Annotated in this window: 22 protein-coding genes and 1 tRNA gene; 12 read left to right on the top strand and 11 right to left on the bottom strand. The window is 63.3% G+C overall.

What is annotated here, in order from left to right:
- The first annotated feature begins 84 nt into the window (after positions 1-84).
- From JOD78_RS18890 to JOD78_RS18875, 4 genes are all read left to right on the top strand, one after another.
- A complete protein-coding gene (locus JOD78_RS18890; protein WP_121045280.1) occupies positions 85-1,911 on the top strand; it encodes an extracellular solute-binding protein in 1,827 nt (608 codons plus the stop codon).
- A 70-nt stretch (positions 1,912-1,981) separates the two neighbouring features.
- Complete coding sequence (gene yejB / locus JOD78_RS18885) at positions 1,982-3,052, top strand: microcin C ABC transporter permease YejB (protein ID WP_209567335.1); 1,071 nt, start codon at positions 1,982-1,984, stop codon at positions 3,050-3,052.
- On the top strand, positions 3,049-4,104 hold the full coding sequence (locus JOD78_RS18880) for an ABC transporter permease (RefSeq protein ID WP_121045278.1): 1,056 nt from the start codon (positions 3,049-3,051) through the stop codon (positions 4,102-4,104). The genes yejB and JOD78_RS18880 overlap by 4 nt, the downstream gene beginning before the upstream one ends.
- Positions 4,101-5,690 (top strand): dipeptide ABC transporter ATP-binding protein, encoded by a 1,590-nt coding sequence (locus JOD78_RS18875; RefSeq protein ID WP_209567333.1) that lies wholly within the window; start codon positions 4,101-4,103, stop codon positions 5,688-5,690. The genes JOD78_RS18880 and JOD78_RS18875 overlap by 4 nt, the downstream gene beginning before the upstream one ends.
- Before the next feature lie 152 nt (positions 5,691-5,842).
- Here JOD78_RS18875 and JOD78_RS18870 read toward each other — a convergent pair whose 3' ends face one another.
- Positions 5,843-7,375, bottom strand: a complete 1,533-nt coding sequence (locus JOD78_RS18870; RefSeq protein WP_209567331.1) for a transglycosylase SLT domain-containing protein — start codon at positions 7,373-7,375, stop codon at positions 5,843-5,845.
- 61 nt (positions 7,376-7,436) lie between these two features.
- Between JOD78_RS18870 and JOD78_RS18865 the strand changes: the two genes are divergently transcribed.
- Entirely contained in the window at positions 7,437-7,697 is a 261-nt protein-coding gene (locus tag JOD78_RS18865) for a hypothetical protein (RefSeq protein WP_134040367.1), read from the top strand.
- A gap of 18 nt (positions 7,698-7,715) precedes the next feature.
- Here JOD78_RS18865 and gloB read toward each other — a convergent pair whose 3' ends face one another.
- Complete coding sequence (gene gloB / locus JOD78_RS18860) at positions 7,716-8,510, bottom strand: hydroxyacylglutathione hydrolase (protein ID WP_209567329.1); 795 nt, start codon at positions 8,508-8,510, stop codon at positions 7,716-7,718.
- Positions 8,511-8,572: 62 nt separating this feature from the next.
- Between gloB and JOD78_RS18855 the strand changes: the two genes are divergently transcribed.
- The 5 genes from JOD78_RS18855 (at position 8,573) to JOD78_RS18835 (ending at position 12,460) form a co-directional block, all read left to right on the top strand.
- On the top strand, positions 8,573-9,367 hold the full coding sequence (locus tag JOD78_RS18855; protein ID WP_034340883.1) for a class I SAM-dependent methyltransferase: 795 nt from the start codon (positions 8,573-8,575) through the stop codon (positions 9,365-9,367).
- 88 nt (positions 9,368-9,455) lie between these two features.
- Positions 9,456-9,890 carry a ribonuclease HI gene (gene rnhA, locus JOD78_RS18850; protein WP_034340887.1) on the top strand — a complete coding sequence of 145 codons (435 nt, stop codon included), beginning with the start codon at positions 9,456-9,458 and terminating at the stop codon, positions 9,888-9,890.
- Positions 9,891-9,952: 62 nt separating this feature from the next.
- A complete protein-coding gene (dnaQ, locus tag JOD78_RS18845) occupies positions 9,953-10,687 on the top strand; it encodes a DNA polymerase III subunit epsilon (protein WP_039784504.1) in 735 nt (244 codons plus the stop codon).
- Between the two features lie 148 nt (positions 10,688-10,835).
- Positions 10,836-10,910, top strand: a tRNA-Val gene (locus tag JOD78_RS18840).
- Positions 10,911-11,050: 140 nt separating this feature from the next.
- Entirely contained in the window at positions 11,051-12,460 is a 1,410-nt protein-coding gene (locus tag JOD78_RS18835; RefSeq protein ID WP_121045272.1) for a DUF2130 domain-containing protein, read from the top strand.
- Positions 12,461-12,472: 12 nt separating this feature from the next.
- Here the strand turns inward: JOD78_RS18835 and xylB are convergent, their stop codons facing one another.
- The 9 genes from xylB to JOD78_RS18790 form a co-directional block, all read right to left on the bottom strand.
- Complete coding sequence (gene xylB / locus JOD78_RS18830) at positions 12,473-13,954, bottom strand: xylulokinase (protein ID WP_121045270.1); 1,482 nt, start codon at positions 13,952-13,954, stop codon at positions 12,473-12,475.
- A 32-nt stretch (positions 13,955-13,986) separates the two neighbouring features.
- Positions 13,987-14,868 carry an AraC family transcriptional regulator gene (locus JOD78_RS18825; RefSeq protein ID WP_134223057.1) on the bottom strand — a complete coding sequence of 294 codons (882 nt, stop codon included), beginning with the start codon at positions 14,866-14,868 and terminating at the stop codon, positions 13,987-13,989.
- The gene (gene ugpC, locus JOD78_RS18820) at positions 14,804-16,024 is read right to left on the bottom strand and encodes a sn-glycerol-3-phosphate ABC transporter ATP-binding protein UgpC (protein ID WP_209567327.1); all 1,221 of its coding nucleotides are present in this window, start codon (positions 16,022-16,024) and stop codon (positions 14,804-14,806) included. The genes JOD78_RS18825 and ugpC overlap by 65 nt, the downstream gene beginning before the upstream one ends.
- 2 nt (positions 16,025-16,026) lie before the next feature.
- Positions 16,027-17,064: an NAD(P)-dependent alcohol dehydrogenase gene (locus JOD78_RS18815; RefSeq protein WP_209567325.1), complete on the bottom strand. Its 1,038-nt coding sequence runs from the start codon at positions 17,062-17,064 to the stop codon at positions 16,027-16,029.
- A 9-nt stretch (positions 17,065-17,073) separates the two neighbouring features.
- Complete coding sequence (locus tag JOD78_RS18810) at positions 17,074-17,886, bottom strand: carbohydrate ABC transporter permease (RefSeq protein ID WP_134223054.1); 813 nt, start codon at positions 17,884-17,886, stop codon at positions 17,074-17,076.
- Positions 17,874-18,752: a sugar ABC transporter permease gene (locus JOD78_RS18805; RefSeq protein WP_209567323.1), complete on the bottom strand. Its 879-nt coding sequence runs from the start codon at positions 18,750-18,752 to the stop codon at positions 17,874-17,876. The genes JOD78_RS18810 and JOD78_RS18805 overlap by 13 nt, the downstream gene beginning before the upstream one ends.
- Positions 18,753-18,829: 77 nt before the next feature.
- The gene (locus JOD78_RS18800; protein ID WP_204725825.1) at positions 18,830-20,101 is read right to left on the bottom strand and encodes a sugar ABC transporter substrate-binding protein; all 1,272 of its coding nucleotides are present in this window, start codon (positions 20,099-20,101) and stop codon (positions 18,830-18,832) included.
- 208 nt (positions 20,102-20,309) lie between these two features.
- Positions 20,310-21,689 (bottom strand): sensor histidine kinase, encoded by a 1,380-nt coding sequence (locus tag JOD78_RS18795; protein ID WP_121045255.1) that lies wholly within the window; start codon positions 21,687-21,689, stop codon positions 20,310-20,312.
- Entirely contained in the window at positions 21,682-22,353 is a 672-nt protein-coding gene (locus tag JOD78_RS18790; protein ID WP_034338420.1) for a response regulator, read from the bottom strand. The genes JOD78_RS18795 and JOD78_RS18790 overlap by 8 nt, the downstream gene beginning before the upstream one ends.
- A gap of 158 nt (positions 22,354-22,511) precedes the next feature.
- Between JOD78_RS18790 and JOD78_RS18785 the strand changes: the two genes are divergently transcribed.
- The gene (locus tag JOD78_RS18785; protein ID WP_121045253.1) at positions 22,512-23,567 is read left to right on the top strand and encodes an ABC transporter substrate-binding protein; all 1,056 of its coding nucleotides are present in this window, start codon (positions 22,512-22,514) and stop codon (positions 23,565-23,567) included.
- A 66-nt stretch (positions 23,568-23,633) separates the two neighbouring features.
- The gene (locus JOD78_RS18780) at positions 23,634-24,647 is read left to right on the top strand and encodes an ABC transporter substrate-binding protein (RefSeq protein WP_121045251.1); all 1,014 of its coding nucleotides are present in this window, start codon (positions 23,634-23,636) and stop codon (positions 24,645-24,647) included.
- The last annotated feature ends 46 nt before the right edge of the window (positions 24,648-24,693 follow it).

Here is a 24,693-nt window from a genome sequence, read left to right as displayed (position 1 = left end):
CAGGCAGTCGGCCAGAGCCCACAGGCGCGGGACTTGCTTGCCCCCGAGACATCACCGCCCACGAGAGTGCAGACAGACAACCGCATGGTCCCGCCCCTGAAGACAGCCCAGATTTTCCTCTCCTGCCTGCTGGCCGCCGCCCTGGCCCAGGGCACCCCGGCCGCCGCCGAGCCCGCCTTTTCCCTGTATGACACCCCCAAGTACGGGCCCGGCTTCACCCATTTCGACTACGTCAATCCGGATGCGCCCCGGCGCGGCACGCTGTACCTGGCCAATCCGGACCGCCGCACCAGTTTCGACAAGTTCAATCCGATGTCGATGAAGGGCGTGGCCGCCGCCAACGTCGACCAGCTGATGTTCGAGACCCTGGCCGTTTCCTCGGGCGATGAGGTCGCCACCGTCTATGGCCTCCTGGCCGACGATATGAAGCTGGCTGCAGATCGCATGTCGATGACCTTCCACCTCAATCCCAAGGCGCGCTTCAACAACGGCGACAAGGTCACCGCCGAGGATGTGAAGTATTCCTTCGATACCCTGATCGCCAAGGGCGCGCCGCAATACAAATCGGTCTTTGCCGATGTGAAGGGCTGCGTGGTGGTCGATGCCGCGACGGTGCGCTTCGATTTCGCCAGCAACAACCATGAGTTGCCGCTGATCGTCTCCAGCGTGCCGGTCTTCTCAAAGAAGTGGGCCCAGGGCACACCCTTCGACCAGATCCAGCTGACGCCGCCCATCAGCACCGGTCCCTACCTGATCGAAAGCTATGACACCGGCCGCAGCATCATCTACAAGCGCAATCCGGACTACTGGGGCAAGGATGTCCCGGCCCGGCGCGGCATGTTCAACTTCGAGCGTATCGTCTACCGCTTCTACAAGGATGACCTGGCACGGCTGGAAGCCTTCAAGGCTGGCGAGTTCGACGTGGTGGTGGAATACAGCGCCAAGAACTGGGCACGCAGCTACACCGGCCCGCAGTTCCGCGACGGCCGCATCGTCAAGAAGGAATTCAAGCATTCCAACGGTGCCGGCATGCAGGGCTTCGTGATGAACCTGCGCCGCGACCAGTTCAAGGACGTGCGGGTGCGCCAGGCCATCGGGCTGGCGCTGGATTATGAATGGATGAACCGCCAGCTGTTCTACGGCCAGTACACGCGCATCTACTCCTTCTTCAACAACAGCCAGCTGGCGGCTACCGGTGAACCGCAGGGCGATGAGCTGGCCTTGCTGAAGTCGCTGCAGGCCAAGGGCCTGAAGGTCGATCCGGCCGTCTTCGGACCGGCACCGGTTCCGCCCTCGACCAATCCGCCATCTTCCTTGCGCGCCAACCTGCGCCAGGCGCGCGAACTGCTGGCCCAGGCCGGTTGGGTGTATCGCGACGGGGCTGTGCGCAATGCCCAGGGCGTGCCGCTGTCCTTCGAGATCCTCGATGACCAGAGTTCGATGTCGCGCGTCATCAGCGTCTTTGCGCGCAACCTGCGTACGTTGGGCATCGACGTGGTCCAGCGCAGTGCCGACTACGCGCTGGTGGCCAAGCGCATGGAAGACTTCGATTTCGACATGACCAGCGTGCGCTTCCCCGATACCAGCAGCCCCGGCAACGAACTGTTCGACATGTTTGGTTCGCGCGCGGCGGACGAAAAGGGCTCCAACAATGCCTGGGGCCTGAAGGACCCGGTGGTGGACCAGCTGGTGCAGACGGTGGTGGCCGCCGATACGCGGGTCAAGCTCACCGCTGCGGCCCGCGCCCTGGACCGCGTGCTGCTGCACAAGTACATCGTGGTGCCGCACTGGTATTCCTCCACGCACCGCATCGCCTACCAGAACCGCTTCGGGATTCCGGCGGTGGCTCCGCTGTATTACCAGGCCGATCCCTACGTGATCGGCACCTGGTGGGAGGAGAAGGCGCGATGAGGCAACAGATGAATGAAAAGACCAAGACCCGCGCCGCGCGCGCCGGACAAGAACGAGGATGGTGGCAGGCATGAATATCTGGTCCTACATTTTGAAGCGGGTGCTGTTGATGATCCCCACGCTCTTCGGCGTGGTGGCCATCACCTTTGCGGTCATCCAGTTCGTGCCGGGAGGCCCGGTGGAACAAGCGATGCTGGAGATGAAAGGGCGCGGCGGTGGTGGTGAAGCCTCCGGTGGCGGGGCGGCCAGTGGTGCGTCCGCCTATCGCGGACGGCAGGGCATCGACGAGCAGCGCATCGCCGAGATCAAGCAGCTCTACGGTTTCGACAAGCCACCGGTGGAACGTTTCTGGACCATGCTCAAGGGCTTCCTCACCTTCGACCTCGGCAAGAGCTTCTATCACCACGGTGATGTCTGGACCCTGGTCAAATCCAAGTTCCCGGTCTCCATCAGCATCGGGTTGTGGACCTTCCTGCTGAGCTACCTGATCTCGGTGCCGCTGGGCATTGCCAAGGCGGTGCGCGAAGGCAGCCGCTTCGATACCGCCACTACCGGCCTGGTGCTGGTCGGCTATTCCATTCCCGGGTTCGTGCTGGGCGTGTTCCTGCTGGTGCTGTTTGCCGGCGGCAGCTTCGTACAGTGGTTCCCGCTGCGCGGCCTCACCTCGGACAACTGGGCCAGCCTCTCCTTCACGGGCAAGATCACCGATTACCTGTGGCACATCACCTTGCCGGTCTTCGCCTCGGTGATCGGTGCCTTTGCCGTCATCACCATGCTCACCCGCAATACCTTCCTTGAAGAGATCCGCAAGCAATACGTGCTGACTGCGCGCGCCAAGGGACTCTCCGAGCGCAAGGTGCTGTACAAGCATGTCTTCCGCAATGCCCTGATTCCGCTGGTGACCGGTTTTCCCTCGGCTTTCATCGCTTCCTTCTTCGCCGGCAGCCTGCTCATCGAGACGCTGTTTTCGCTCGATGGCATGGGCCTGCTGGCCTATGAATCGGCGATCTGGCGCGACTATCCGGTGGTGATGGGCACGCTGTATCTCTTTACCCTCATCGGCCTGGTGGTCAAGCTGGTCGGTGATCTTTGCTACGTGTGGGCAGACCCGCGCGTCCAATTCGAAAGCCTGGCGAAATGAGCATGACGACCCCCGCCACTCCCTCCACCCGTTCCATTTCGCCCAGCCGCCGCATCTGGCTGCGGTTCCGTGCGGACCGCGCCGGCTACTGGAGCCTGGTGATTTTTTCCATTCTCTTCATCGTGAGCCTGGGCGCTGAACTGGTCTCCAACGACAAGCCGCTTGTGGCCAGCTATCAGGGCAAGCTGATGTTTCCGATGCTGAAGGATTATTCAGACAAGCATTTTGGCGGCGACTTCGACTCGCCCGCCGACTATCTCGATCCCTTCATCGAGCAGCAATTCCGCAAGGACGGCAACTGGGTCATCTATCCGCTCAACCGCTACGGCTACAACACCCTGAACTACTTCGCCAAGGAACCCAATCCGGCGGCGCCTTCCGCCGAAAACTGGCTGGGCACCGATGACCGTGGCCGTGACGTCTTCGCGCGCCTGCTCTACGGCTTCCGCGTGTCGGTGCTGTTCGGGATGGCGCTGACCTTCATCGGTGTGATCCTGGGCGTGGCTGCCGGTGCGGTGCAGGGTTACTTTGCTGGTCGTACCGACCTCATTACCCAGCGTCTGCTCGAAATCTGGGGCTCGATGCCGGAGCTGTACCTGCTCATCATCTTCTCCTCCATCTTCCAGCCCAGCCTGGGGCTGCTGCTGGTGCTGCTGTCCCTGTTCGGCTGGATGAGCCTGTCGGACTACGTGCGCGCGGATTTCCTGCGCAACCGCAATCTCGAGTACGTGCAGGCTGCGCGCGCCATGGGCTTGCCCGATCGCCTCATCATCTGGCGTCACGTGCTGCCCAACAGCATGACCACGGTGGTGACCTTCCTGCCGTTCCGCATGAGTGCGGCCATCCTGGCGCTGACCAGCCTGGACTTCCTGGGCCTGGGCGTGCCGCCCTCGACCCCGAGCCTGGGCGAGCTGCTGGCCCAGGGCAAGAACAATCTGGATGCCTGGTGGATCGCGGTGGCCACCTTCGTGGTGCTGACCGTGACCCTGCTGCTGCTGACCAATATCGGCAACGGCCTGCGCAACGCCCTGGACGTACGGAGGAAGGCATGAGCGCCCCGCTGCTGGAAGTGAAGGACTTGACGGTGCGCTTCGGCGACACCGTGGTGGTGGATCGCGTGAGCTTCACGATTGCACCCGGTGAAAAATTTTCCCTGGTGGGGGAATCCGGTTCGGGCAAGACGGTGTCCTCGCTGGCGGTGATGCAGCTCAATCAGGATGCCCGCTACGAAGGCAGCATCCTGCTCGACGGTCAGGACGTGCTCAAGAAGAGCGAACGCCAGATGCAGCAGGTGCGCGGCAATGACGTGGCGATGATCTTCCAGGAACCGATGACGGCCCTGAACCCGCTCTTCACCATCGGTAACCAGATCGCCGAGGTGTTGATGCTGCATGAGGGCCTCAATGCGCGCGATGCCGCTACGCGGGCCGTCGCGCTGCTGGAAAAGACCGGCATTCCGGAACCCGCGCGCCGGGCGCTGTCGTATCCGCATGAACTCTCGGGTGGCCAGCGCCAGCGCGCCATGATCGCCATGGCCCTGGCCTGCAAGCCCAAGCTGCTCATCGCCGATGAACCGACCACGGCCCTGGATGTGACCATCCAGGTGCAGATCCTGGCGCTGCTGAACCAGTTGCAGCGCGAAGAGAACATGGCCGTGCTCATCATCTCGCACGACCTGAACCTGGTGCGCCACTTCGCTGATCGCGTCGGCGTGATGGAAAAGGGCAAACTGGTCGAAAGCGCGAGCGTTGCCGAGCTCTTCGCCAATCCGCAGCAGCCGTACACCCGCAAGCTGCTGCAGAGCCGTCCGCAGCGCAATGCGGCCGACGTGCCGGCACAAGCGCCCGTGGTCCTGCAGGCGGAAAAAGTGCGCTGCACCTATCACATCAAGCAGGGCTGGTTCGCCAAGCGCGCCTTCCATGCGGTCGATGGCATCGACCTGCAATTGCGGCGCGGCGAGACCATTGGCATTGTTGGTGAATCCGGCTCCGGCAAGTCCACGCTGGGCATGGCCTTGCTGCGGCTGTCGGCGGCCAGCGTAGCGGGCAGCATCCGTTTTGAGGGGACGCCGATTTCCGAGCGCAGCAGCCGTGAACTGCGGCCCTTGCGCGCGCGCATGCAGGTGGTGTTCCAGGATCCTTTCGCCTCGCTCTCGCCGCGCCGTACGGTGGAGCAGATCGTGGGCGAAGGGCTGGCCCTGCATCATCCCGGGAAGACGCCGGAGCAGCAACGCGAGGCCATCGTCTCCGCCCTTGAAGAAGTCGGCCTCACGGCAGCGGTGCTGGAACGCTATCCGCATGAATTCTCCGGCGGCCAGCGCCAGCGCATCGCCATCGCCCGTGCGTTGGTGCTGCAGCCGGAACTGCTGTTGCTGGACGAGCCCACTTCCGCCCTGGACGTGACCGTGCAGCAGCAGGTGCTGCAACTGCTGGCCGACCTGCAGCGCCGGCATGGACTGGCCTATCTGTTCATCACCCACGACCTGGCCGTGGTGCAGGCCATGGCGCACCAGGTGATCGTGATGAAGGATGGCAAGGTGGTCGAGAGCGGTCCGGCCGAACAGGTCCTCAAACAGCCGCAGCAGGAATACACACGCCGCCTGGTGGCCGCTGCCACCTACGCTGAAGCCGCACACTGAGCGGCCCGGCAAAAAGAAAACCCGAAGTCCGGATCAGCTCCGGGGCTTCGGGTCCATGCAGACTGCAATCGTTGTTCTTCTTCCGTGCTTTGGAGCGCGTCTTCTTGTTGTAGGCGGTCAAGCCGCCCGGGTCTCCTCCGGTTTCCTCCGGATTATTGCTTGCGGGCGCCGTTGCCCGAGGCCAGTGTCAGCGGCTTGCCGGCGACCTTGCGCGCCGGTGCCGGTGCAGCCTTGCGCACCGGGGCCTTGGCCGATGCCACCTGGCGGCGTGCCGGGGCAGCGTGGTGCGTGGCCGCTACGCGCGTCGGTGCGGCGTGGGCGGCGGCATTGGGCACTTGCAGCTGCAGGCTCTGGCCGGCGGCCAAGGTGTCACGCTTCAGGCCATTCCATTCCTTGATCTGCGCCACGCTCACGCGGTAGCGGCTGGCGATGCCGGCCAGGGTGTCGCGCTTGCCGGCCTTGACATAGATGCGGCGGGTTTCCGGCACATCCGGGGCGATGGCCAGACGGGCGTTGTCGGCGATTTCCGGGGTCAGGTCGGTATCGAGCGCGGCGGTCTCTTCATTCTTCGGGACCAGAATGGTTGAGCCGGCCTTCAGGACCATGCGCGGCGGGATCTGGTTGACGCTGCGGATCACTTCAGGCGTGGTGCCGAACTTGCTGGCGATGGTCTCGATGCGCTCACGGGCGCTGGAGACGGTGTGGGCAGTCCAGGTCGAGAAAGCCTGGGTCCACTTGGACATGTTGGACTTGAACTTCTCGGCATTGCTTTCCGGCAGCAGGATCTTGGTATCTTCGCCGCCGATGATGACGGGGCGGTTGAATTGCGGGTTCAGCGCCTTGAACTCGTCCAGCGACAGCTCGGCCAGTTGCGCGGCGACCTTCACGTCGATATTGCGGGTCTTGCCGATGGTGACGAAGTAGGGCTGGTTGTCCACCTTGGGCAGGGCGATGTCGAAGGCAGCCGGGGTGGCGATGATGTTCTTGACCGCCTGCAGCTTGGGCACGTAGTTGCGGGTCTCGTTGGGCATCTGCGCCGACAGCGTATTGAAGTCGATCGGCAGGCCGGCCGCCAGGTTGCGGTTCACGGCGCGCTGCACCGAACCTTCGCCCCAGTTGTAGGCCGCCAGCGCCAGCTGCCAGTCGCCGAACATGCCGTAGAGCTTCTGCAGATAGGTCAGGGCAGCATCGGTCGAGGCCAGCACGTCGCGGCGCTCGTCGGTGAACATGTTCTGCTTGAGGTTGTAGTCACGCCCGGTGGAGGGGATGAACTGCCACATGCCGGCTGCCTTGGCGGTGGAAAGGGCCTCCGGATTGAAGGCCGATTCGATGAAGGGCAGCAGCGCCAGCTCGGTGGGCATGCCGCGCTTTTCCAGTTCCTGGACCACGTGGAACAGATAACGCGAGGCGCGCACCGTGGTGCGCTGGATGTAGTCGGGGCGGGAGCTGTACCACTGGGTCTGGCTCTCCACCAGCGAATTGTCCAGATCAGGAATCCCGAAGCCCTTGCGAATGCGCGTCCAGATGTCGATGTCATTCATCCCCGGCAGGGCATTGCCGGCCAGTTCGGGATTGATCGCATTGAAGGGGGCGGGGTAGATCGAGATATCGTTGGCGTGGGAGAGCAGCGGGGTACCAGCGCAGAACAGGGCGGCAATGGCGAGTTGTTTCAAAGTACGCTGCATGTGGGCGATATCCTGTGCCAGAGGCAAAAGTTGGGTGCGGCGCTTCCGTTGCAGAGCTGTAATGAAGCTCGACACCTCCTGCCGGCGGAATCCGGATCAGTCCGATCACGGGCGCGTGCAGGTTGACGGTAATGCAAGGTCGGAAGCTGCGAATTTCCCCGGCGTGGTGCAGAGAGGACAGCGTTTCGTAAAAGTTCGTAAAAACACTGGTGCCCAATTTGGGGAATTGGAGGAGTGTACGGAAGACCCTTTTCGCCAGTCAAGCAAAAATTGGCCTCTGTTACAAAGCCAAGTCCTTGATTTCGCTGGTTTTTGCGTCTAACTGGCCCTCAATTTGGCGCTATCTGTAGGTATTCTTCCATTCGCGCAGCGCTGCAAAGCTGCTAACTTCATTCAACTCCGTCAATCGGCCTGCCTTTTGCAGTGATTCCTGGATTTCTTTTTGATGGGCCCGCAGGAAGGGATTGGTCGCGCGCTCCAGGGCAATGTTGGTCGGGACGGTGGCTTCCCCTTGGTCCCGCTTGGCGCGCTCGTGCTGGATGCGGTCGCTGAGCTCGGCATTGCCGGGCTCGACCTCGGCCGCGAACTTGAGGTTGGAGAGGGTGTATTCGTGGGCGCAATACACTCGGGTATCGCCCGGCAGGCTGCTGAGCTTGGCCAGTGACTCCACCATCTGTGCCGGGGTGCCTTCGAAAAGGCGGCCGCAGCCACCGGCGAAGAGGGTATCGCCGCAGAAGACAAAACCCTGTTCTGCCGAGTAATACGCTATGTGGCCCAAGGTGTGGCCGGGCACGTCGATGACCTGCAATGAAAGGCCCAGCGTAGGGATCGTCACTTCGTCATTCCCGTGCAGCGGGACCGTCATCCCCTTGATGCGGGATTGCTCGCGCGCCGGCCCGTAGACCGGGATGGCCGGGAACTCGTCGCTCACGGCGCTGCGCGCCAGCTCGACCACACCGCCGACATGGTCAGCGTGGTGATGAGTCAGTAGAATAGCGGCCAACGTCAGGCCCTCGGCCTGCAATGCGGCCAGGACGGGGACCGCGTCGCCGGGGTCGACCACGGCGGCATGGCGCCCGTCATGGATGATCCACAGGTAGTTGTCGTCGAACGCCGGTACGGCCAGGACGTCCAATGAAGTTTTCTGATCTGCTTGAGCTGGCTTGGCTGGCTGGGTCATGAGGCGCGAAAGAAGAGATGGCTGACAAGGCTGAAACTGCTGTGACTGCGAACAACGCGGAAATTATAGACCTGGCCGCCTGGTTGCAGACGCCCATCGGCGATTACCTGCGCCAGTGGGAGCAGCATCACCTCAATGCGCTGACGGCCGACATCTTCGGCTTCAACGCGGTGCAGATCGGTTCGCCCCAGATCCACGCCCTGCAGGCCAACCGCATGCCCTATCGCTGGCTGGCTGACAACCGCATGCCGGTGGAAGGGCAATCCGAGCTGGAAATTCCCCAGGTGGTGACGCAGAATTTCGGCGAACTGCCCTTTGCCACCCAGAGCCTGGACCTGGTGGTGCTGCCCCACGTATTGGAATTCGCAGCCGAGCCGCACCAGGTCCTGCGCGAGGTGGAGCGGGTGCTGATTCCGGAAGGGCAGGTCATCATCTGCGGCTTCAATCCCAGCAGCCTGTGGGGCATGCGCCAGGTGGCCGGACGCCTGACCGGTGCCCACTTCCTGCCGCAGGATGGCGAGTTCATCCGCCTGCCGCGCCTGAAAGATTGGCTGAAGCTGCTGAACATGGAAGTCAACCGCGGCCACTTCGGCTGCTACGCGCCGCCCTGCGAGACGGCGCAATGGCTGGACCGCTTCGGTTTCATGGAGAAGGCGGGCGACCGCTGGTGGCCGTATTTCGGTGCGGTTTACATCGTCCAGGCCATCAAGCGGGTGCCCGGCATGCGCCTGATCGGCCCGGCCCTGCAGCGCCAGAAGCTGAAGGCGCCGCGCGGCGTGCCGGTGACCAACCGCATCCACAAAACCGATTGAAACCAGGGCGTGTCGGCGCGATCAGGTATCATCGCGGCCCGCCTGTCATGCGCAAATGCGCATACGCAACCAGATTGAAGTGAAGAGCATGGACAAAGTAGAGATTTATTCCGATGGCGCCTGCAAGGGCAATCCCGGCCGTGGCGGCTGGGGAGCGTTGCTGGTGGCCGGGGGCAAGGAGAAGGAAATCTTCGGTGGCGAGCCCAACACCACCAACAACCGCATGGAACTGATGGCGGTGATCCAGGCCCTCAATGCCCTCAAGCGTCCCTGCGAAGTGGTGGTGCACACCGACAGCCAGTACGTGCAGAAGGGCATCAGCGAGTGGATCCACGGCTGGAAGGCACGCGGCTGGAAGACCTCCAGCAAGGAGCCGGTCAAGAACGCCGACCTGTGGCAGGCGCTGGATGCTGCCCAGCAGCAGCACCAGGTGGAGTGGCGCTGGGTGCGCGGCCACAACGGCCACGCCGGCAATGAGCGCGCCGACCAGCTGGCCAACCGGGGCGTGGACAGCATAGGCTGACCGGCCCGGCATTTTCTTTCATATCAGCGTTTTAGCAGCAAACAACATCAGCAGGAGCAAGCATGCGTCAGATCATCCTCGATACCGAAACCACGGGCCTTTCGCCGCGCAACGGCAACCGCATCCTGGAAATCGGCTGTGTGGAGGTGCTCAACCGCCAGCTTTCGGGCAAGAACCTTCACTTCTACATCAATCCCGAGCGTGACTCCGAAGAAGGCGCGCTGGCCGTGCACGGCCTGACCACCGAATTCCTGGCCGACAAGCCGACCTTCAAGCAGATTGCCGCCGAGTTCCTCGACTATGTACGCGGTGCCCAGATCATCATCCACAACGCGCCTTTCGACGTCGGCTTCCTGGATGCGGAACTGGCCTTGCTGGGTCTGCCGCCGTTCAAGGAGCACGTCTCCGACGTGGTGGACTCGCTGCAGATGGCCAAGGAACTGCACCCGGGCCGCCGCAATTCGCTCGATGCCTTGTGTGACCGTTACGGCATCTCCAACGCCCATCGCGTGCTGCACGGCGCGCTGCTGGATGCGGAGCTGCTGGCCGAGGTCTATCTGTCGATGACGCGCGGCCAGAATTCGCTGACCATGGACCTGGGGGCGGAGGAAGAAGTCAGCGAAGGCGAGGGCAAGCTGGAACTGGCCCCGCTGGCCGAAGTGATCGTGGTGGCCGCCAGCGAGGAAGAACTGGGTTTGCATGAAGACGTGCTCAACCAGCTCGACAAGGAAGCGCGCGGCAGCTGCGTGTGGCGCTTTGAACCGCCGCCGCCGGAAGCGGCTGCAGAGGCGGCGTGAAGCGGCGTAGTGGTGAGGCCGTTGTCGTTGCCCGGCAGCGTTGTCGATAAAAAATGAAGAATTATTTACGAAGCACTTGCGCAGGTCGAAAAACGTTGGCATAATCTCGCTTCTCGATTGGTGCTGCAGCAAAAAGCCAGTCAGGTACGGAAGGTTAGCTCAGTGGTAGAGCACTGCATTCACACTGCAGGGGTCGCAAGTTCAAACCTTGCACTTTCCACCAAATTCAGAAAAGCCCGCCTTGTGCGGGCTTTTCGCATTTCTGCCTTTTCTTCCGTTTTCTTTCCTCGTTTTCTCTCTCTGCATGACGGGCGTGATCCGTTAAGCTAGCGGCCATTCGTCAAGAACAGGATCCGAACAGCCATGCACGACATCATCTGCCCCCACTGCGGCAAAGCCTTCAAGATCGATGAAGCCGGTTACGCCGACATCCTCTCGCAAGTGCGCGACAGCGCCTTCGAGCAGCAATTGCATGAGCGTCTGGAACTGGCTGAGCAGGACAAGCGCAACGCCATCGAACTGGCACGCGCCAAGTCCGAAGCCGAGTTGCAGAAGGCGGCCGCGGCCCGCGATGCCGAGATCCAGGAATTGAAAGCGCGTCTGGAAGCCGGCGAGATGGCGCAGAAGATGGCCGTGGCCGAAGCCATGGCCAACGTGGAGCGCGAGCGTGACAAGCTGGCCCACGACCTGGAGCAGGCCCGCAGGGAAAAGCTCGCCGAGCAGCAACTGGCCCAGGCGCGCCTGGCCCAGCAGCTGCAGCAGACCGCCAGCGAGAAGGATGCCGAGATCCAGGCCTTGAAAGCGAAGATGGATTCCATCGCCCTGACCCAGAAGCTGGCCGTCAACGAAGCCGTCGGCGCGGTGGAGAAACAGCGCGACGAACTCAAGAGCAAGCTGATGCACGCCGAGCTGGAAAAGCAGCTGGCCGAGAAATCACTGAAGGACAAATACGAGACCCAGCTGAAGGACCGCGAAGACATGATCGAGCGCCTGCGGGACATGAAGGCGCGGCTCTCCACCAAGATGGTCGGCGAGACCCTGGAGCAGCACTGCGAGACGGAGTTCAACCGCATCCGCGCCACCGCCTTCCCGCGTGCGTATTTCGAGAAGGACAACGATGCGCGCAGCGGCAGCAAGGGCGACTACATCTTCCGCGATACGGATGAAGGTGGCACCGAGATCGTCTCCATCATGTTCGAGATGAAGAACGAGAGCGATCGCACCGCGACCAAGAATCGCAATGAAGATTTCCTCAAGGAACTGGACAAGGACCGCCAGGAGAAGGGCTGCGAATACGCCGTGCTGGTCTCGCTGCTGGAGCCGGAGAGCGAGCTGTACAACACCGGGATTGTGGATGTATTTCACCGCTATCCGAAGATGTACGTGGTGCGTCCGCAGTTCTTCATTCCCATCATCACGCTGTTGAGGAACGCCGCGCTCAATTCGCTGAAATACAAGAATGAGCTGGCGGTGGTGAAGGCGCAGAACATCGACATCACCAATTTCGAATCCGAGCTGGATACCTTCAAGGCGGCGTTTGCCAAGAACTACGACCTGGCCTCGCGCCGCTTCCAGACCGCCATCGACGAGATCGACAAGTCCATCGACCACCTGCAGAAGACCAAGGAAGCCCTGCTCGGCACCGACCGCAACCTGCGGCTGGCCAATGACAAGGCGCAGGATGTGACCATCAAGCGCCTGACGCGCGGCAATCCGACCATGGCGGCGAAGTTTGCGGAGGTCAAGAAGGAGCAGGGCGAGGAGGAACAGTAAGCCAGCCCGGGCTTACGCCCCGGCGAAGGCCGCAAACTCGCCGCGTAATGCGCGGTAGAGGCTGCGGTAACGCTCCAGTCTGCGGGCGCTCTGGTCCTGATGCGCAGTGACTGGTTGATAGGTCTGTTCAATTTGGGGAGCGGTACACACGCTGGCCGCATCCTCCCCCGTCCGCGCCAACCTCCCCAGCCTCGCCGCCCCCAGCGCCGCACCCACTTCCGCCCCTGCATGCCGTCGCAGAGGAATCCCCAGGGCGGTAGCACACAGCTCTCCCCAGAACGCACTGCGCGACCCGCCGCCCACAAAAGCCGCACTCTCCAGCGTAGTGCCCGCAGCCTGCAGGGCCGCATAGCCATCGGCCATCGCAAAGGCCACGCCCTCCATCACCGCATAGGCCAGATCCGCAGTCTCATGCGCGGGCGTCATGCCAAACAGCACGCCCTTGGCCGTCGCATCATTGTGCGGCGTGCGCTCGCCATTCAGATACGGCAGGAACAGCGGTGCCTGTGCCTGCTGCGTCGCCGTCAATCGCTCCGCCCCTGCCACCAGCTCCGCCACCGGCCGCGCCGTCACGCCCGAGAGCCAATGCAGGCTGGCCGCGGCCGACAGGATCACGCTCATCTGATGCCATTGCCCCGGCAGGCAGTGGCAGAACGCATGCACGCCCTGTTGTGGATTCGGGGCATGCCGTGCAGTCGCTGCGAACAAGACGCCCGAGCTGCCCAGCGACAGGAAGGCATCCCCCGCCTGGATCACGCCGATGCCCACGGCGCTGGCCGCATTGTCCCCGGCACCACCGGCCACCACCACCGGGCCGCTGATGCCCCATTCGCGTCGCAACTCCTCGCGCAACTGGCCGGCCACGTCACTGCCTTCGACCAGGCGCGGCATGTGGCTGCGATCCAGCCCGGTGGCCGCCAGCATGCGGTCGGACCAGTCGCGCTGCGCCACGTCCAGCCAGAGCGTACCGGCCGCGTCCGACATCTCGGAGACGAATTCTCCCGTCAGTTTCCAGCCCAGGTAGTCTTTGGGCAGCAAGACCTTGTCGATGGCGCGGTACACCGCCGGTTCGTATTTCGACAGCCACAGCAGCTTGGGTGCCGTGAAACCCGGCATGGCCCGATTGCCGGTGATGGCAGGCGCATCCGGTACCAGCGCTTCCAGCTCGACGCATTCCGCATGGGCGCGCATGTCGTTCCACAGGATGGCCGGGCGCAATACATTGCCGTTGCGATCCAGCAGGGTGGCGCCATGCATCTGGCCGGAGATGCCGATGCCGCGCAGGGCCTGGAAGGCTTGCGGGGCCTCGGCGCGCAGCGCGGCGATGGCGTCGAGCGTGGCGTTCCACCAGGCCTGCGGCGCCTGCTCGGACCACAGCGGATGCGGGTTGTCCACCCGCAGGCGGGCGCTGCTGGTGGCGATGACGTGGGAGTCGTCGTCGGTGAGGACAAGCTTGACTTCGGAAGTGCCGAGGTCGATGCCGAGATAGCTCAAATCATTTTCCTTTGCGTGCAAGTGGAGAGGCGCTACGCGACCGCCCGGACTTCATCGTTGAGCCGGTGCAGCGCACGGAAGCGCGAGGGCGGCATGCCCTTGTGAGCCAGGAACTGGCGATTGAAATTGGAAAGATTGTTGAACCCGACCCGGTAGCACACCTCGGTCACGCTCAGTTCGGTACACATCAGCAATTCACAGGCTTCGTTCAGGCGCAATCCGTTCTGGTACTGGATGAAGGTGCAGCCCGTATGCCGCTTGAAGAAGCGCGTAAAGCTGCTTACGCTCATCCCCGCCAGTTCGGCCACATCGCTCTCGCGCAGGTTGCCGCCCAGGTTCTGGCGGATGCAGGAAAGCACCTGGTTGATGGTGGACGACATGTGGCGCTGGGCATCCAGGTCGTATCCCGGGCCGGCCAGCGGCCTGCGTTCGCGGCAGGAGGCCAGCTGTTCCAGCACGCTCATCATCAGCACCACACGGCGCGCACCGCCGGCCTGCGCCAGGTCCTGCATCAGCGGAATGATCGACCTGCCCAGCGCATCAGGAAACTGCAATCCGCGCGCCGCGCCCTCCAGCAGATCCTGCAAGGGCGAGAGCTCCGGGATGGCCCCCAGCATGCGGTCGGCGAAGGGCCGCGAGAATTGCAGCACCAGGTCGCGCGCGCCCACGTGCTCATCCGCGCCCAGGTTGCTGACCCAGTTGTGCGGCAGGTTGGGTCCGGTCAGCACCAGGTTGCCGGGAGCGAAGTCACCGATGAAGTCGCCCACGAAAAACTTGCCGCTGGATGCGGTGATGACGTGGACTTCGTATTCAGGATGAAAATGCCATTTGGCCACCGTATGCGGGTAGTCATGCACCCACGCCCTGAACGATTCGTCCTGGCGGGTATGGACCAGCTCCAGATCCGGACTCATGCTTTGTCTCCTTGCCATGCGGGCCGTCGTCTTGTCCGCCGGCCGCGAAGGCGGCGGGCGGCAGCGACAGGTTCTCTCCGCTTTGTACATCGAACACGTGCAACGCGTGCTGATCGAAGGCCAGGTGCAGGCGCTGTCCCGCCTGCGGCAGGTGCTGCGCGCTCACCAGGGCGGTCAGCGTCTGTGCGCCCCAGCGGGTGGTCAGGAGCGCATCGGCCCCCAGGATCTCCACCAGTTCCACATCGACCGCGCAGGTCAGGCTGTGGGCGGCGTCCTGCTCGCCGGCCATGCGGACATAGTCAGGACGCACCGCCAACTTTACCGACATTCCCGGCATCAGGCGTGAAAACCTTTCATCTTGCAGGATCCAGCGCTGGTCTTCGCAGCGCACGGAGAGCGTCGCGCCGTCGCGTTCGACCACGCCATCGAGGAAGTTCATGGCAGGCGTGCCGATGAATCCGGCCGCAAAGAGCGTGCGCGGATAACGATAGAGCTCGGCCGGCGAACCCGCCTGCACGATCTGTCCGCCCTGCATGAGGATGACGCGGTCAGCCAGGGTCATGGCTTCCAGCTGGTCGTGGGTGACGTAGACAGTGGTGGTGCGCAGGCGCTGGTGCAGGCGCTTGATGTCGCCGCGCAATTGCGCGCGCAGCTTGGCATCGAGGTTGGAGAGCGGCTCATCGAACAGGAACACCGACGGCGTCTTGATGATGGCGCGGGCAATCGCCGCGCGCTGCTGCTGGCCACCGGACATGGCGCGCGGCTTGCGCTCGAGCAGGGCATCCAGATTCAACATGGCCGCCACTTCCCGCACGCGGCGGTCGATCTCGTCGGCCGGGCGTTTCAGGCGGCGCAGGCCGAAGGCGATATTGTCATACACGTTCATGTGCGGATAGAGCGCGTAGTTCTGGAACACCATGGCCACGTTGCGATCCCGCGCAGGCAGCGCGTTGACCACCTTGCCGCCGATGGAGAGGGTGCCGCCGCTGATCTCTTCAAGGCCCGCGATCATGCGCAGCATGGTCGATTTGCCGCAGCCCGAGGGGCCGAGCAGGACCACGAATTCGCCATCACCGATGGTGAGGTCCAGCGGATGCAATACCGGCGGGCCACCGGCGTAATGCTTGGACAAGCCCTGGCAGCGGATGTCGGCCATGGTCAGCCTTCCATTTCGATCTGGATCTTCACATCCTGCGGACGGCCGCGCGCGGCTTCCTCGAAGGCCTCGATCCCCCGGGAGAAGGGGAAGCTGCGTGAAATGAAAGGCTTCACATCGATCATTCCCGAGCTCAGCAGCGCCAGTGCGCGCGGGAAAATGTTGGCATAGCGGAAGACTGATTCCAGCCGCACTTCCTTGGTCTGCATGGTCACCACGTCCAGCGCCACCGGCTCCGACGGCATGCCCACCAGCACCGCGCAGCCACCGGGGCACACCAGATCCAGCAAGGTCTGGTAGACGCCGGCATGGCCCGACGCCTCAAACACCACATCGGCACCCCAGCCCTCGGTGACTTGCTGCACCACGTCGGGCAAGGCCTGCTGCGTCACATCCACCGTGATGACGGCGGGATTGTTGGCGAAGTGGGCCAGCTTCTCGGCCACCACATCGGCCAGGATCACGCGCGCCGCACCCCCGGCCAGGGCTGCCAGTGCATTCATGGCGCCGATGGTGCCGGCACCGATCACCACGGCCGTATCGCCCGGCTTCATGCGCGCCTTGGTGGCGGCCTGCAGGCCGATGGACAAGGGTTCGACGATGGCCCCTTCGGCAAAGCTGACATTGTCCGGCAGCCGATAGGTGAAGGCCGCCGGATGCACCACGCTGCCGGTGAGGCAGCCGTGGATGGGCGGCGTGGCCCAGAAGCGCACCGAGGGGTCGAGGTTGTACAGGCCGCGCAGCGTGGCCGGCGAATCCAGGCGCGGGATGCCCGGCTCCATGCAGACGCGGTCGCCGACCTTCAGTTGCGTAACGTCGCTGCCGACTTCGATGATGGTGCCCGAGGCCTCGTGCCCCAGCACCATGGGCGCTTCCACCTTGAAGGGCCCGATGCGGCCGTGGGTGTAGTAGTGCAGGTCGCTGCCGCAGATGCCCACGGTGTGGATGCGGATGCGCACATCCTGGGCACCGAGATCCTGCGGCAGGTCGATGTCGCGCAGGGCCAGTTCACGCGTAGCTTCGAGTACGAGGGCTTGCATGGGGTCTCCTTATTTTCCGGTGAGGATGGAATTCAACAGCCGGCTCAACACGCCGACAAAGATCAGGGGCGGCAGCGCCAGCAACACGGTGGAAGCGTTGATCACGCCCCACGGCACTTCCTGCCCCATGGAAGTAAAGGCCGAGGCCACCACCGGCAGCGTGGCGCTGTTGGAGGAGGTCAGCGCCAGGGCGATCATCAGTTCGTTCCACACCAGCACGAAGCTGAAGATGATCCCGCCCAGCAAGGTGCCGGCGCAGTTGGGCAGGGCGATCTTCCAGAACACCGCATAGGGGCCATAGCCGTCGAGGGTGGCGGCTTCCTCGATCTCGCGCGGCATGCGCTGGAACACGGGGATCGACAGCCAGGTGATGGTGGAGAGCGTGGTCAGCAGGTAAGTCACGATCATCGAGAAGCGCGTGTCATACAGCCCCAGGTCGACCCAGATCGCAATGAGCGGAATGGCCACCGCCACCGGCGGCAGGAAGCGCAGCGAGAGCAGGAAGAACTGGATGTCGCGCTTGCCCGGCACGTGATAGCGCGCAATCACGTAGGCCGCCGGCACACCCATGAGCGTACCCAGCAGCACGGCGCTGCCGACGATGACGGCACTGTTGGTCAGGCCCACCAGCACTTCCGGACTGCCGATGACCTGGCGATAGTTCTCCAGCGTCGGCGTGAAGAGAAAGCGCGGTGTCGGCGTGACGATATCCAGCAAGGTCTTCAGCGAATTGAGCAGCGCCCACAGCAGCGGAAACACTGCCACCAGCACCAGCAGGATGCCCACGCCCCAGACGGCGCAGCGTGCGATCAGTCTTCCCATTTGCTCACCCGTTTCCAGATCAGGGTAAAGATCAGCGTGGTGGCCACCATCATCAGCACCGCCATGGTGGACGCATACGAGACCTTGCCGGACAGTCCGATGCCTTGCGCATAGGCATACATGTCCAACGTTTCGGTGGCCACGCCCGGCCCACCCTTGGTCATCACGTAGATCAGGTCGAAGGAACGCAGCGACTCCACCATCTTGATGAAGACCAGGCTGATGAGCGGGGCCTTCAACATCGGCAGGGCGATGTAGGCATACACCTGCCAGGTGCGGGCGTGGTCCAGCCGTGCCGCCTCCAGCGGCTCGGGCGGCAGGGTTTCCAGCAGCTTCAGGACGATCACGGCGAAGAACAATCCCCACTGCCAGATATCGACAGCAGCGACTGCATAGAGCGCCAGCAGCGGGTCCGAGAGGAAGGCCGTGTCATGGATGCCCGCCAGCCCCAGCAGCCAGCCCAGGATGCCGGTCAGCGGCGAATACATGAATTTCCAGATGAAGGCGGCCGACACGCGCGGCAGCAGCACCGGCGTGATCAGCAAGACGCACATGGCTTGCCGCCATTTGCCATGGACGTTTTCAAACAGGTAGATGGCGATGAGGATGCCGGCCACCACCGCACCCAGCACGGTGACCACTTCCCAGATCGCCGAGACTTCAATGGCATTGAGGAAGCGACGGTCCGACATCAGCCGCTCGACATTGCGCAGCCAGACGTAGTCGCTGTCGGGATAGCGCAGCACACGGTTCTTCAGTGCCAGGTTGATCGCCGCCACCGTCGGTACCAGCCCCAGTACCAGCATCACCAGCAGCGATGGGCCGAGGAACAGGTAGGGCAGCGAGGTCTTTCCACGATTGAACATGCAGGACTCCGGAGTCCGCCCCGTTCCGGCAAGGGAACAGGGCGGCTACATCGTTTGACGCGGTTGAATGAAGTAAATTATTTACGCGCGTGTTCCATCGCATCCTGCGCATACTGGGCGGCTTCGTTCAGGGCACGGGGGATGTCCTTCTGGGTACCGGTGAAGACTTCTTCCAGCGCCACGCCCAGGTTGTCGCCGATGTCCGGCCACTGCGGGCTGGGCCAGATGGTCAGCTTGGAGACCGGGGTGGTGTCCTTCAGGCCGGCGAGGATCTGCGGCTTGACGTTCTTCTGGAAGTAGTCGCTCTGGATGGTGCTGGTGCGGTTGTAGTCGCTGAAGACCTTGTCGCGCAGGCGCGCCTGTTCCTGTTCCTTGCCGGTGGCAAAGGCGATGAACTTGCCGGCCGCCTGGCGCGTGCATTCGTCCTTGGCACCGATGGCGGAGATGGCCAGCCCGTGGCCGTAAGCGGCCGAGGGCAGCGGTGCCGGCGGACGGGCATAGCCGACCTTGTCGGCCACGCTGGACTTGCTGCTGTCTTCCATCCAGTCGGCGAAGGGCGTGGACTCGATCATGAAGGCCACCTTGCCCGAGCGGAAGGCTTCCAGTGCATTGCTCCAGTCATAGGTGGCCGCACCGGGTGGGCCGTACTTGAACAGTTCCGCATAGAGCTGCGTAGCCTTGACAGCCGCCGGTGAATTGAAGGCCGGCTGGTTGTTCTTGTCGGTCCACTGGCCGCCCTGGGCCAGCATGAAGGGCGCCCAGCGCCACACGTTCATGCCCGAGCCGCGCTGGCCGCGCGCCACCCAGCCATAGACGCCGGGCGGCGAATGCAGTTTCTTGATGTCGGCCACCAGTTCGTCCAGCGTGCGCGGTACCGGCAGGCCGGCCTTCTCCAGCAGGTCGCGGCGATAGAAGAGGAAATCGGAACCGCCGATCAGCGGCGCGAAATACGCCACGTCCTTGTAGCTGGCCACCGCCCGGCGGCCGGGCAGGAAGTCGTCATAGTCGGCCTCCTTGGGGAAATATTTCAGCAGCGGCACGATCCAGCCAGCCGAGGCGAACTCGGCCACGTTGGCTTCATCGACGTAATACACCTGGTAGGAACCGGCCTTGGTGGAAGCATCCAGCCGCGACTTGGCGCGCCGGTCGTTCTCGCCGAAGTAGCTGATCTCCACACGGGTGCCGGTGCGCTTCTGGTAATCGGCCAGCGATTTCTCCATCACCGTCAGGCCCAGGCTCTTCTGCGCCAGCACCTTCAGCACGGGGACATTGCAGGACTGCGCCGATGCCACCAAGGGCAGGGCAGCGCCAAGGACGGCGCACGCGGCGCCCAAGCAGATCTTGTTCACGGGTTGTCTCCTGGTATTTTTTATCGTTCAGGTCGGGCGCAGAGGCGGGGGGATTCGCAAGCACCCTTTGCCTTCACAGGCAGGAGCAAGAGTACGAGGGCAGGGCGCGCCGCTCCACGCCAAAAGCGTGCGGCGGGCTGATACTTTTTGATCGTTTGTTGTGGGGGCTGCGCGTTTTTGTATTACCGCTGCATGGGAAAGAAAGGCCTCAGCCCGCCAGCGCCGGCAGGCTCACGGTAGCCACCAGCCCGCTACCTTGCGCCGGTGCATCGAGCCGGATCGCGCCCTGCGAAGCCTGCACGATCTCGCGCACGATGGCCAGGCCCAGGCCCGAGCCCGGCTGGTCCGGCGCGGCATTGCGATAGAAGCGCTCGAAGACGCGCTCGCGGACCTCGGCCGGGATGCCGGGCCCGTTGTCGGTCACGGTGATGATGATCTGGCTGCGCTTCTGCTCCAGTCCCACCGTGACCTTGCCGCCCTCCGGCGTATAACGCAGGGCATTGTCGATCAGGTTCATCAGCAAGCCCATCAGCTGCGCCTCATTGCCGTTGACCATGGCGCTCTCCAGCGTGGTCTCCAGCCCCAGGTCGATGCCCTTCTTGAGCGCCAGTCCGGCCAGTTCCTCCAGCACCATGGCGGCCACCGCCAGCAGGTCCACCGGCGCACGCGGGAAGGCACTGCTGTTGGAAGCTTCAGCCTGCGAGAGCAGCAGCAGCTTGTTGGTCAGGTCGGTCATGCTGCGGCTGCCTTCCTGCAAGGAGGCCAGCACCTGTTTCACCCGCGCCGGATCGTCCAGCTGGCGCGCGAACTGGATCTGCGAATCGATCACCGCCAGGGGCGTGCGCAACTGGTGCGCGGCATCGGCCACAAAGCGCTTCTGCACCGTCACCTGGGCATTGAGGCGGAAGATGTACTGGTTGATGGCCTCCACGATGGGCCGCAATTCCTGCTGCAGGCCACCGGCACGCAGCGGCGTGAGCGAATCCGGTTCGCGCGTGGCCAGCTCATCCTTGAGCGCCAGCAGCGGCCGCAATTCCATCGTCAGGCCCAGCACCACCAGGCTGATGGCCAGCAGTAGCAGCACGATCTGACGCCGCAGCGAGGCATGCCACTGGTCGTCGATCATTTCCTGCCGTCCCTGCATGGTCTGGCCCACCGAGACCGCCACCATGCGCAGCGTACCTTCATCGAACAGCGCGCGGATGTAGCTGACCACGCGCAGCGGCTTGCCCTCGAAGGTGGTCGTGGTATAGACCGGATAGAGCGCCGCAAAGTCAGGCTCGGCGGGGAAGTCGGGGCGTCCGGCCAGCAGCGTCTCGTCATCCATGCGCACCTGGTAATACACCGCATCCTGCGCCGGCGAGGCGAACAGTTCCAGCGCTGCAGGAGGGATCGAGACCACCGGTGCACCATCGTTCCAGCCGACCTGGCCGGCCATCATGCGGGCCGAGGCCAGCAGTGCCCGGTCCTGCACGAGGGTGGCGCTGGAGACGGCATTGTCATACGCGTCGCCCGTAGACAGGCCCACGTAGACCGCCATCGGAATCAGCAGCCACCACAGCAGCCGCAGGCGCAGGCTGTCAATCATCTTTTTGTTTGAGAAGATAGCCCAGGCCGCGCAGGGTCATGATGGCCGCGCTGGAGTGCTCCAGTTTCTTGCGCAGGCGCGAGATGTAGATTTCGATGGCGTCCGCGCTAGGCTCTTCGGACAGGCTGAAGACCCCCTTCATCAACGCGGTCTTGGAAACCGTCTTGCCTTGCTTCAACATCAGCACTTCGAGCACGTCATGTTCGCGCGCCGGGAGCGCCAGCGTCACGCCGGCCACCGCGAACTGGCGCGTATTGCTGTCATACACCAGGTCGCCGCAGTGGATCTCGGCGGCCTTGTCGGGTGTCTGGCGGCGCACCAGCACCTTGATGCGGGCCACCAGTTCGCGGATCTCGAAGGGCTTGACCAGGTAGTCATCGGCCCCGGCACCGAGGCATTCGACCTTTTCATCGATGGAGCCGCTGGCGGTGAGGATCATCACCGGCACGCCGTTGTGGCGCTCGCGCAGGCGGCGCAGCACGTTCTTGCCGTGCAGCTTGGGCAGCATCAGGTCCAGCAGGACGACGTCGTAGTTCTCGTCGCGCAGGACCTGGTCGGCGATCTCGCCATCGGCGGCGATATCGACCTTGAACTTGTGTTCCTTGAGGATCTGCTCCAGCCAGTGGGCGAGCTGGGGATTGTCTTCGATCAGGAGCAATTTCATGCGATGGTCTCGTGTTTCTGGAGGTTCTTTTTTGTTGCGCTGCAAAGCAGAAAGCCGGAATTTGGAAAGCTGGATGAAGGTTTCGGCTTCTTAGAATAGGCCCGCAGTCTACAAGAGATGGCGACAGACCATCCAACCAAAATGTGGAGACAATCATAATGCGTCACGACCTTCGCGTGTTCCCGCCCCTCGGAACGCCTGCACTGCGCCGCCGCCTGCGGACCCTGGGCGCCACCGCCATCGCTGCCTGCGCCCTGGGCCTGGCGGCCCCGCAAGCCCATGCAGCCGACAAGATCATCATCATGGTCGGCGGCATCAACAAGCTCATCTATCTGCCGCCCAAGCTGGCCGAAAGCCTGGGCTACTTCAAGGAAGAAGGCCTGGACGTGGAGCTGCAATCGCAGCCGGCCGGGGTCGATGCCGAGAATGAACTGCTGGCCGGGGCCGTGCAGGCCGTGGTCGGCTACTACGATCATTCCATCGACCTGCAGAGCAAGGGCAAGGAAGTCACTTCCATCACCCAGCTGCTGCTGGTGCCGGGCGGCATGGAGATGGTGCGCGCCGACCTCGCCGACAGCGTGCGCAGCATGGCCGATCTCAAGGGCAAGACCCTGGGCGTGACCGGGCTGGGCTCGTCCTCCAGCTTCCTGGCGCAATACCTGGCCAGCCGCGCCGGTCTCAAGGCGGGCGACTACTCGATCCTGCCGGTCGGTGCCGGCAATACCCTGATCGCCGCCATGAAGCAGAAGCGCGTGGACGTGGCCTGGACCACCGAGCCGACCACCTCCATCCTGCTGGCCTCCGGTGCGGCCAAGGTGCTGGTCGACATGAGCAGCGTGGAAGGCACCAAGGCCGCGCTGGGCGGACTGTATCCGGCCTCCAGCCTCTACGTGCATCGCTCCTGGATGATGAGCCACAAGGCCGACGCACAGAAGCTGGCGCGCGCCTTCGTCAAGACGCTGAAATACATCCAGACCCATTCGGCCGAAGAAGTGGCCGACAAGATGCCCAAGGACTATTACGGCGGCAACAAGGCCATCTACGTGCAGGCGCTCAAGGCTTCGCTGCCCATGTATTCGCCCGATGGCAAGATGCCTGCCGGCGGGCCGGAACAGGTGTTGAAGGTGATGGCCGGGTTCAATCCCAACATCAAGGGCAAGAACATCGACCTCTCCAAGACCTATACCAACGAGTTTGTCGACGCGGTAAAGTGAATTTTGCCGGTTATATGAAGGCACCGTAGAATCCACGGGCTTTCGCACTGATTTCCTGGAGCTGACGTGAACAAAAATCTCCGCCGTGGCCTGCTGTCGCTGGCCGTTGCCGGCACCATGCTGGCCGCATTGCCGATCCACGCCATGGCTGCCGCCAAGGTCACCATCATGGTGGGTGGCATCAACAAGATGGTCTATCTGCCCGCCAAGCTGGCCGAACAACTGGGCTACTTCAAGGAAGAGGGCCTGGACGTGGAACTGCAGTCGCAGCCGGCCGGGGTCGATGCCGAGAACGAACTGCTGGCCGGGGCCGTGCAGGCGGTGGTCGGTTTCTATGACCACGCCATCGACCTGCAGACCAAGGGCAAGGAAATCACGGCCATCACCATCCTGGGCCAGGTGCCGGGCGAAGTGGAACTGGTCTCCACCAAGGCCGCGCCGCACTTCCAGAGCATGGCCGATGCCAAGGGCAAGACCCTGGGGGTGACCGGGCTGGGCTCGTCCACCAACTTCCTGACCCAATACCTGGCCTCGCGCCACGGCATCACCTCCAAGCAGTTCTCGGTGCTGCCGGTGGGCGCGGACAATACCTTCATCGCCGCCATGAAGCAGGGCCGCATCGATGCCGGCATGACCACCGAACCGACCGCCTCGCTGCTGCTCAAGAATGGCGATGCCCAGGTGCTGGTCGACATGCGTACCGTGGAGGGAACGGTCAAGGCGCTCGGCGGGCTGTACCCGGCCTCCAGCGTGTATGTACAGCGCAGCTGGCTCAACAGCCACAAGGAGGAAGCGCAGAAGCTGGCACGTGCCTTCGTGAAAACGCTCAAGTTCATCAACACGCACACCGCCGAGCAGATCGCCGAGAAGATGCCCAAGGACTACTACGGCAGCAACAAGGCGCTGTATATACAGGCCCTGAACAATTCGCTGCCCATGTATTCCCCGGACGGCAAGATGCCCAAGGGCGGGCCGGAGACCGTGCTGGCCGTGCTGTCCGGGTTCAATCCCAACGTCAAGGGCAAGCATGTGGACTTGTCCAAGACCTACACCGATGAGTTCGTCAACGCCGTGAAATAGGCTGGGACTGGCTGCGGGCCAGTCTTCCTGAAAATTATATAAACGA

It is taken from the genome of Herbaspirillum sp. 1130 (assembly GCF_017833835.1).
Lineage (GTDB): Bacteria > Pseudomonadota > Gammaproteobacteria > Burkholderiales > Burkholderiaceae_D > Herbaspirillum > Herbaspirillum huttiense.
The sequence above is the reverse complement of the archived record's forward strand: the minus strand, read 5'-3'. Positions and strand labels throughout refer to the sequence as shown.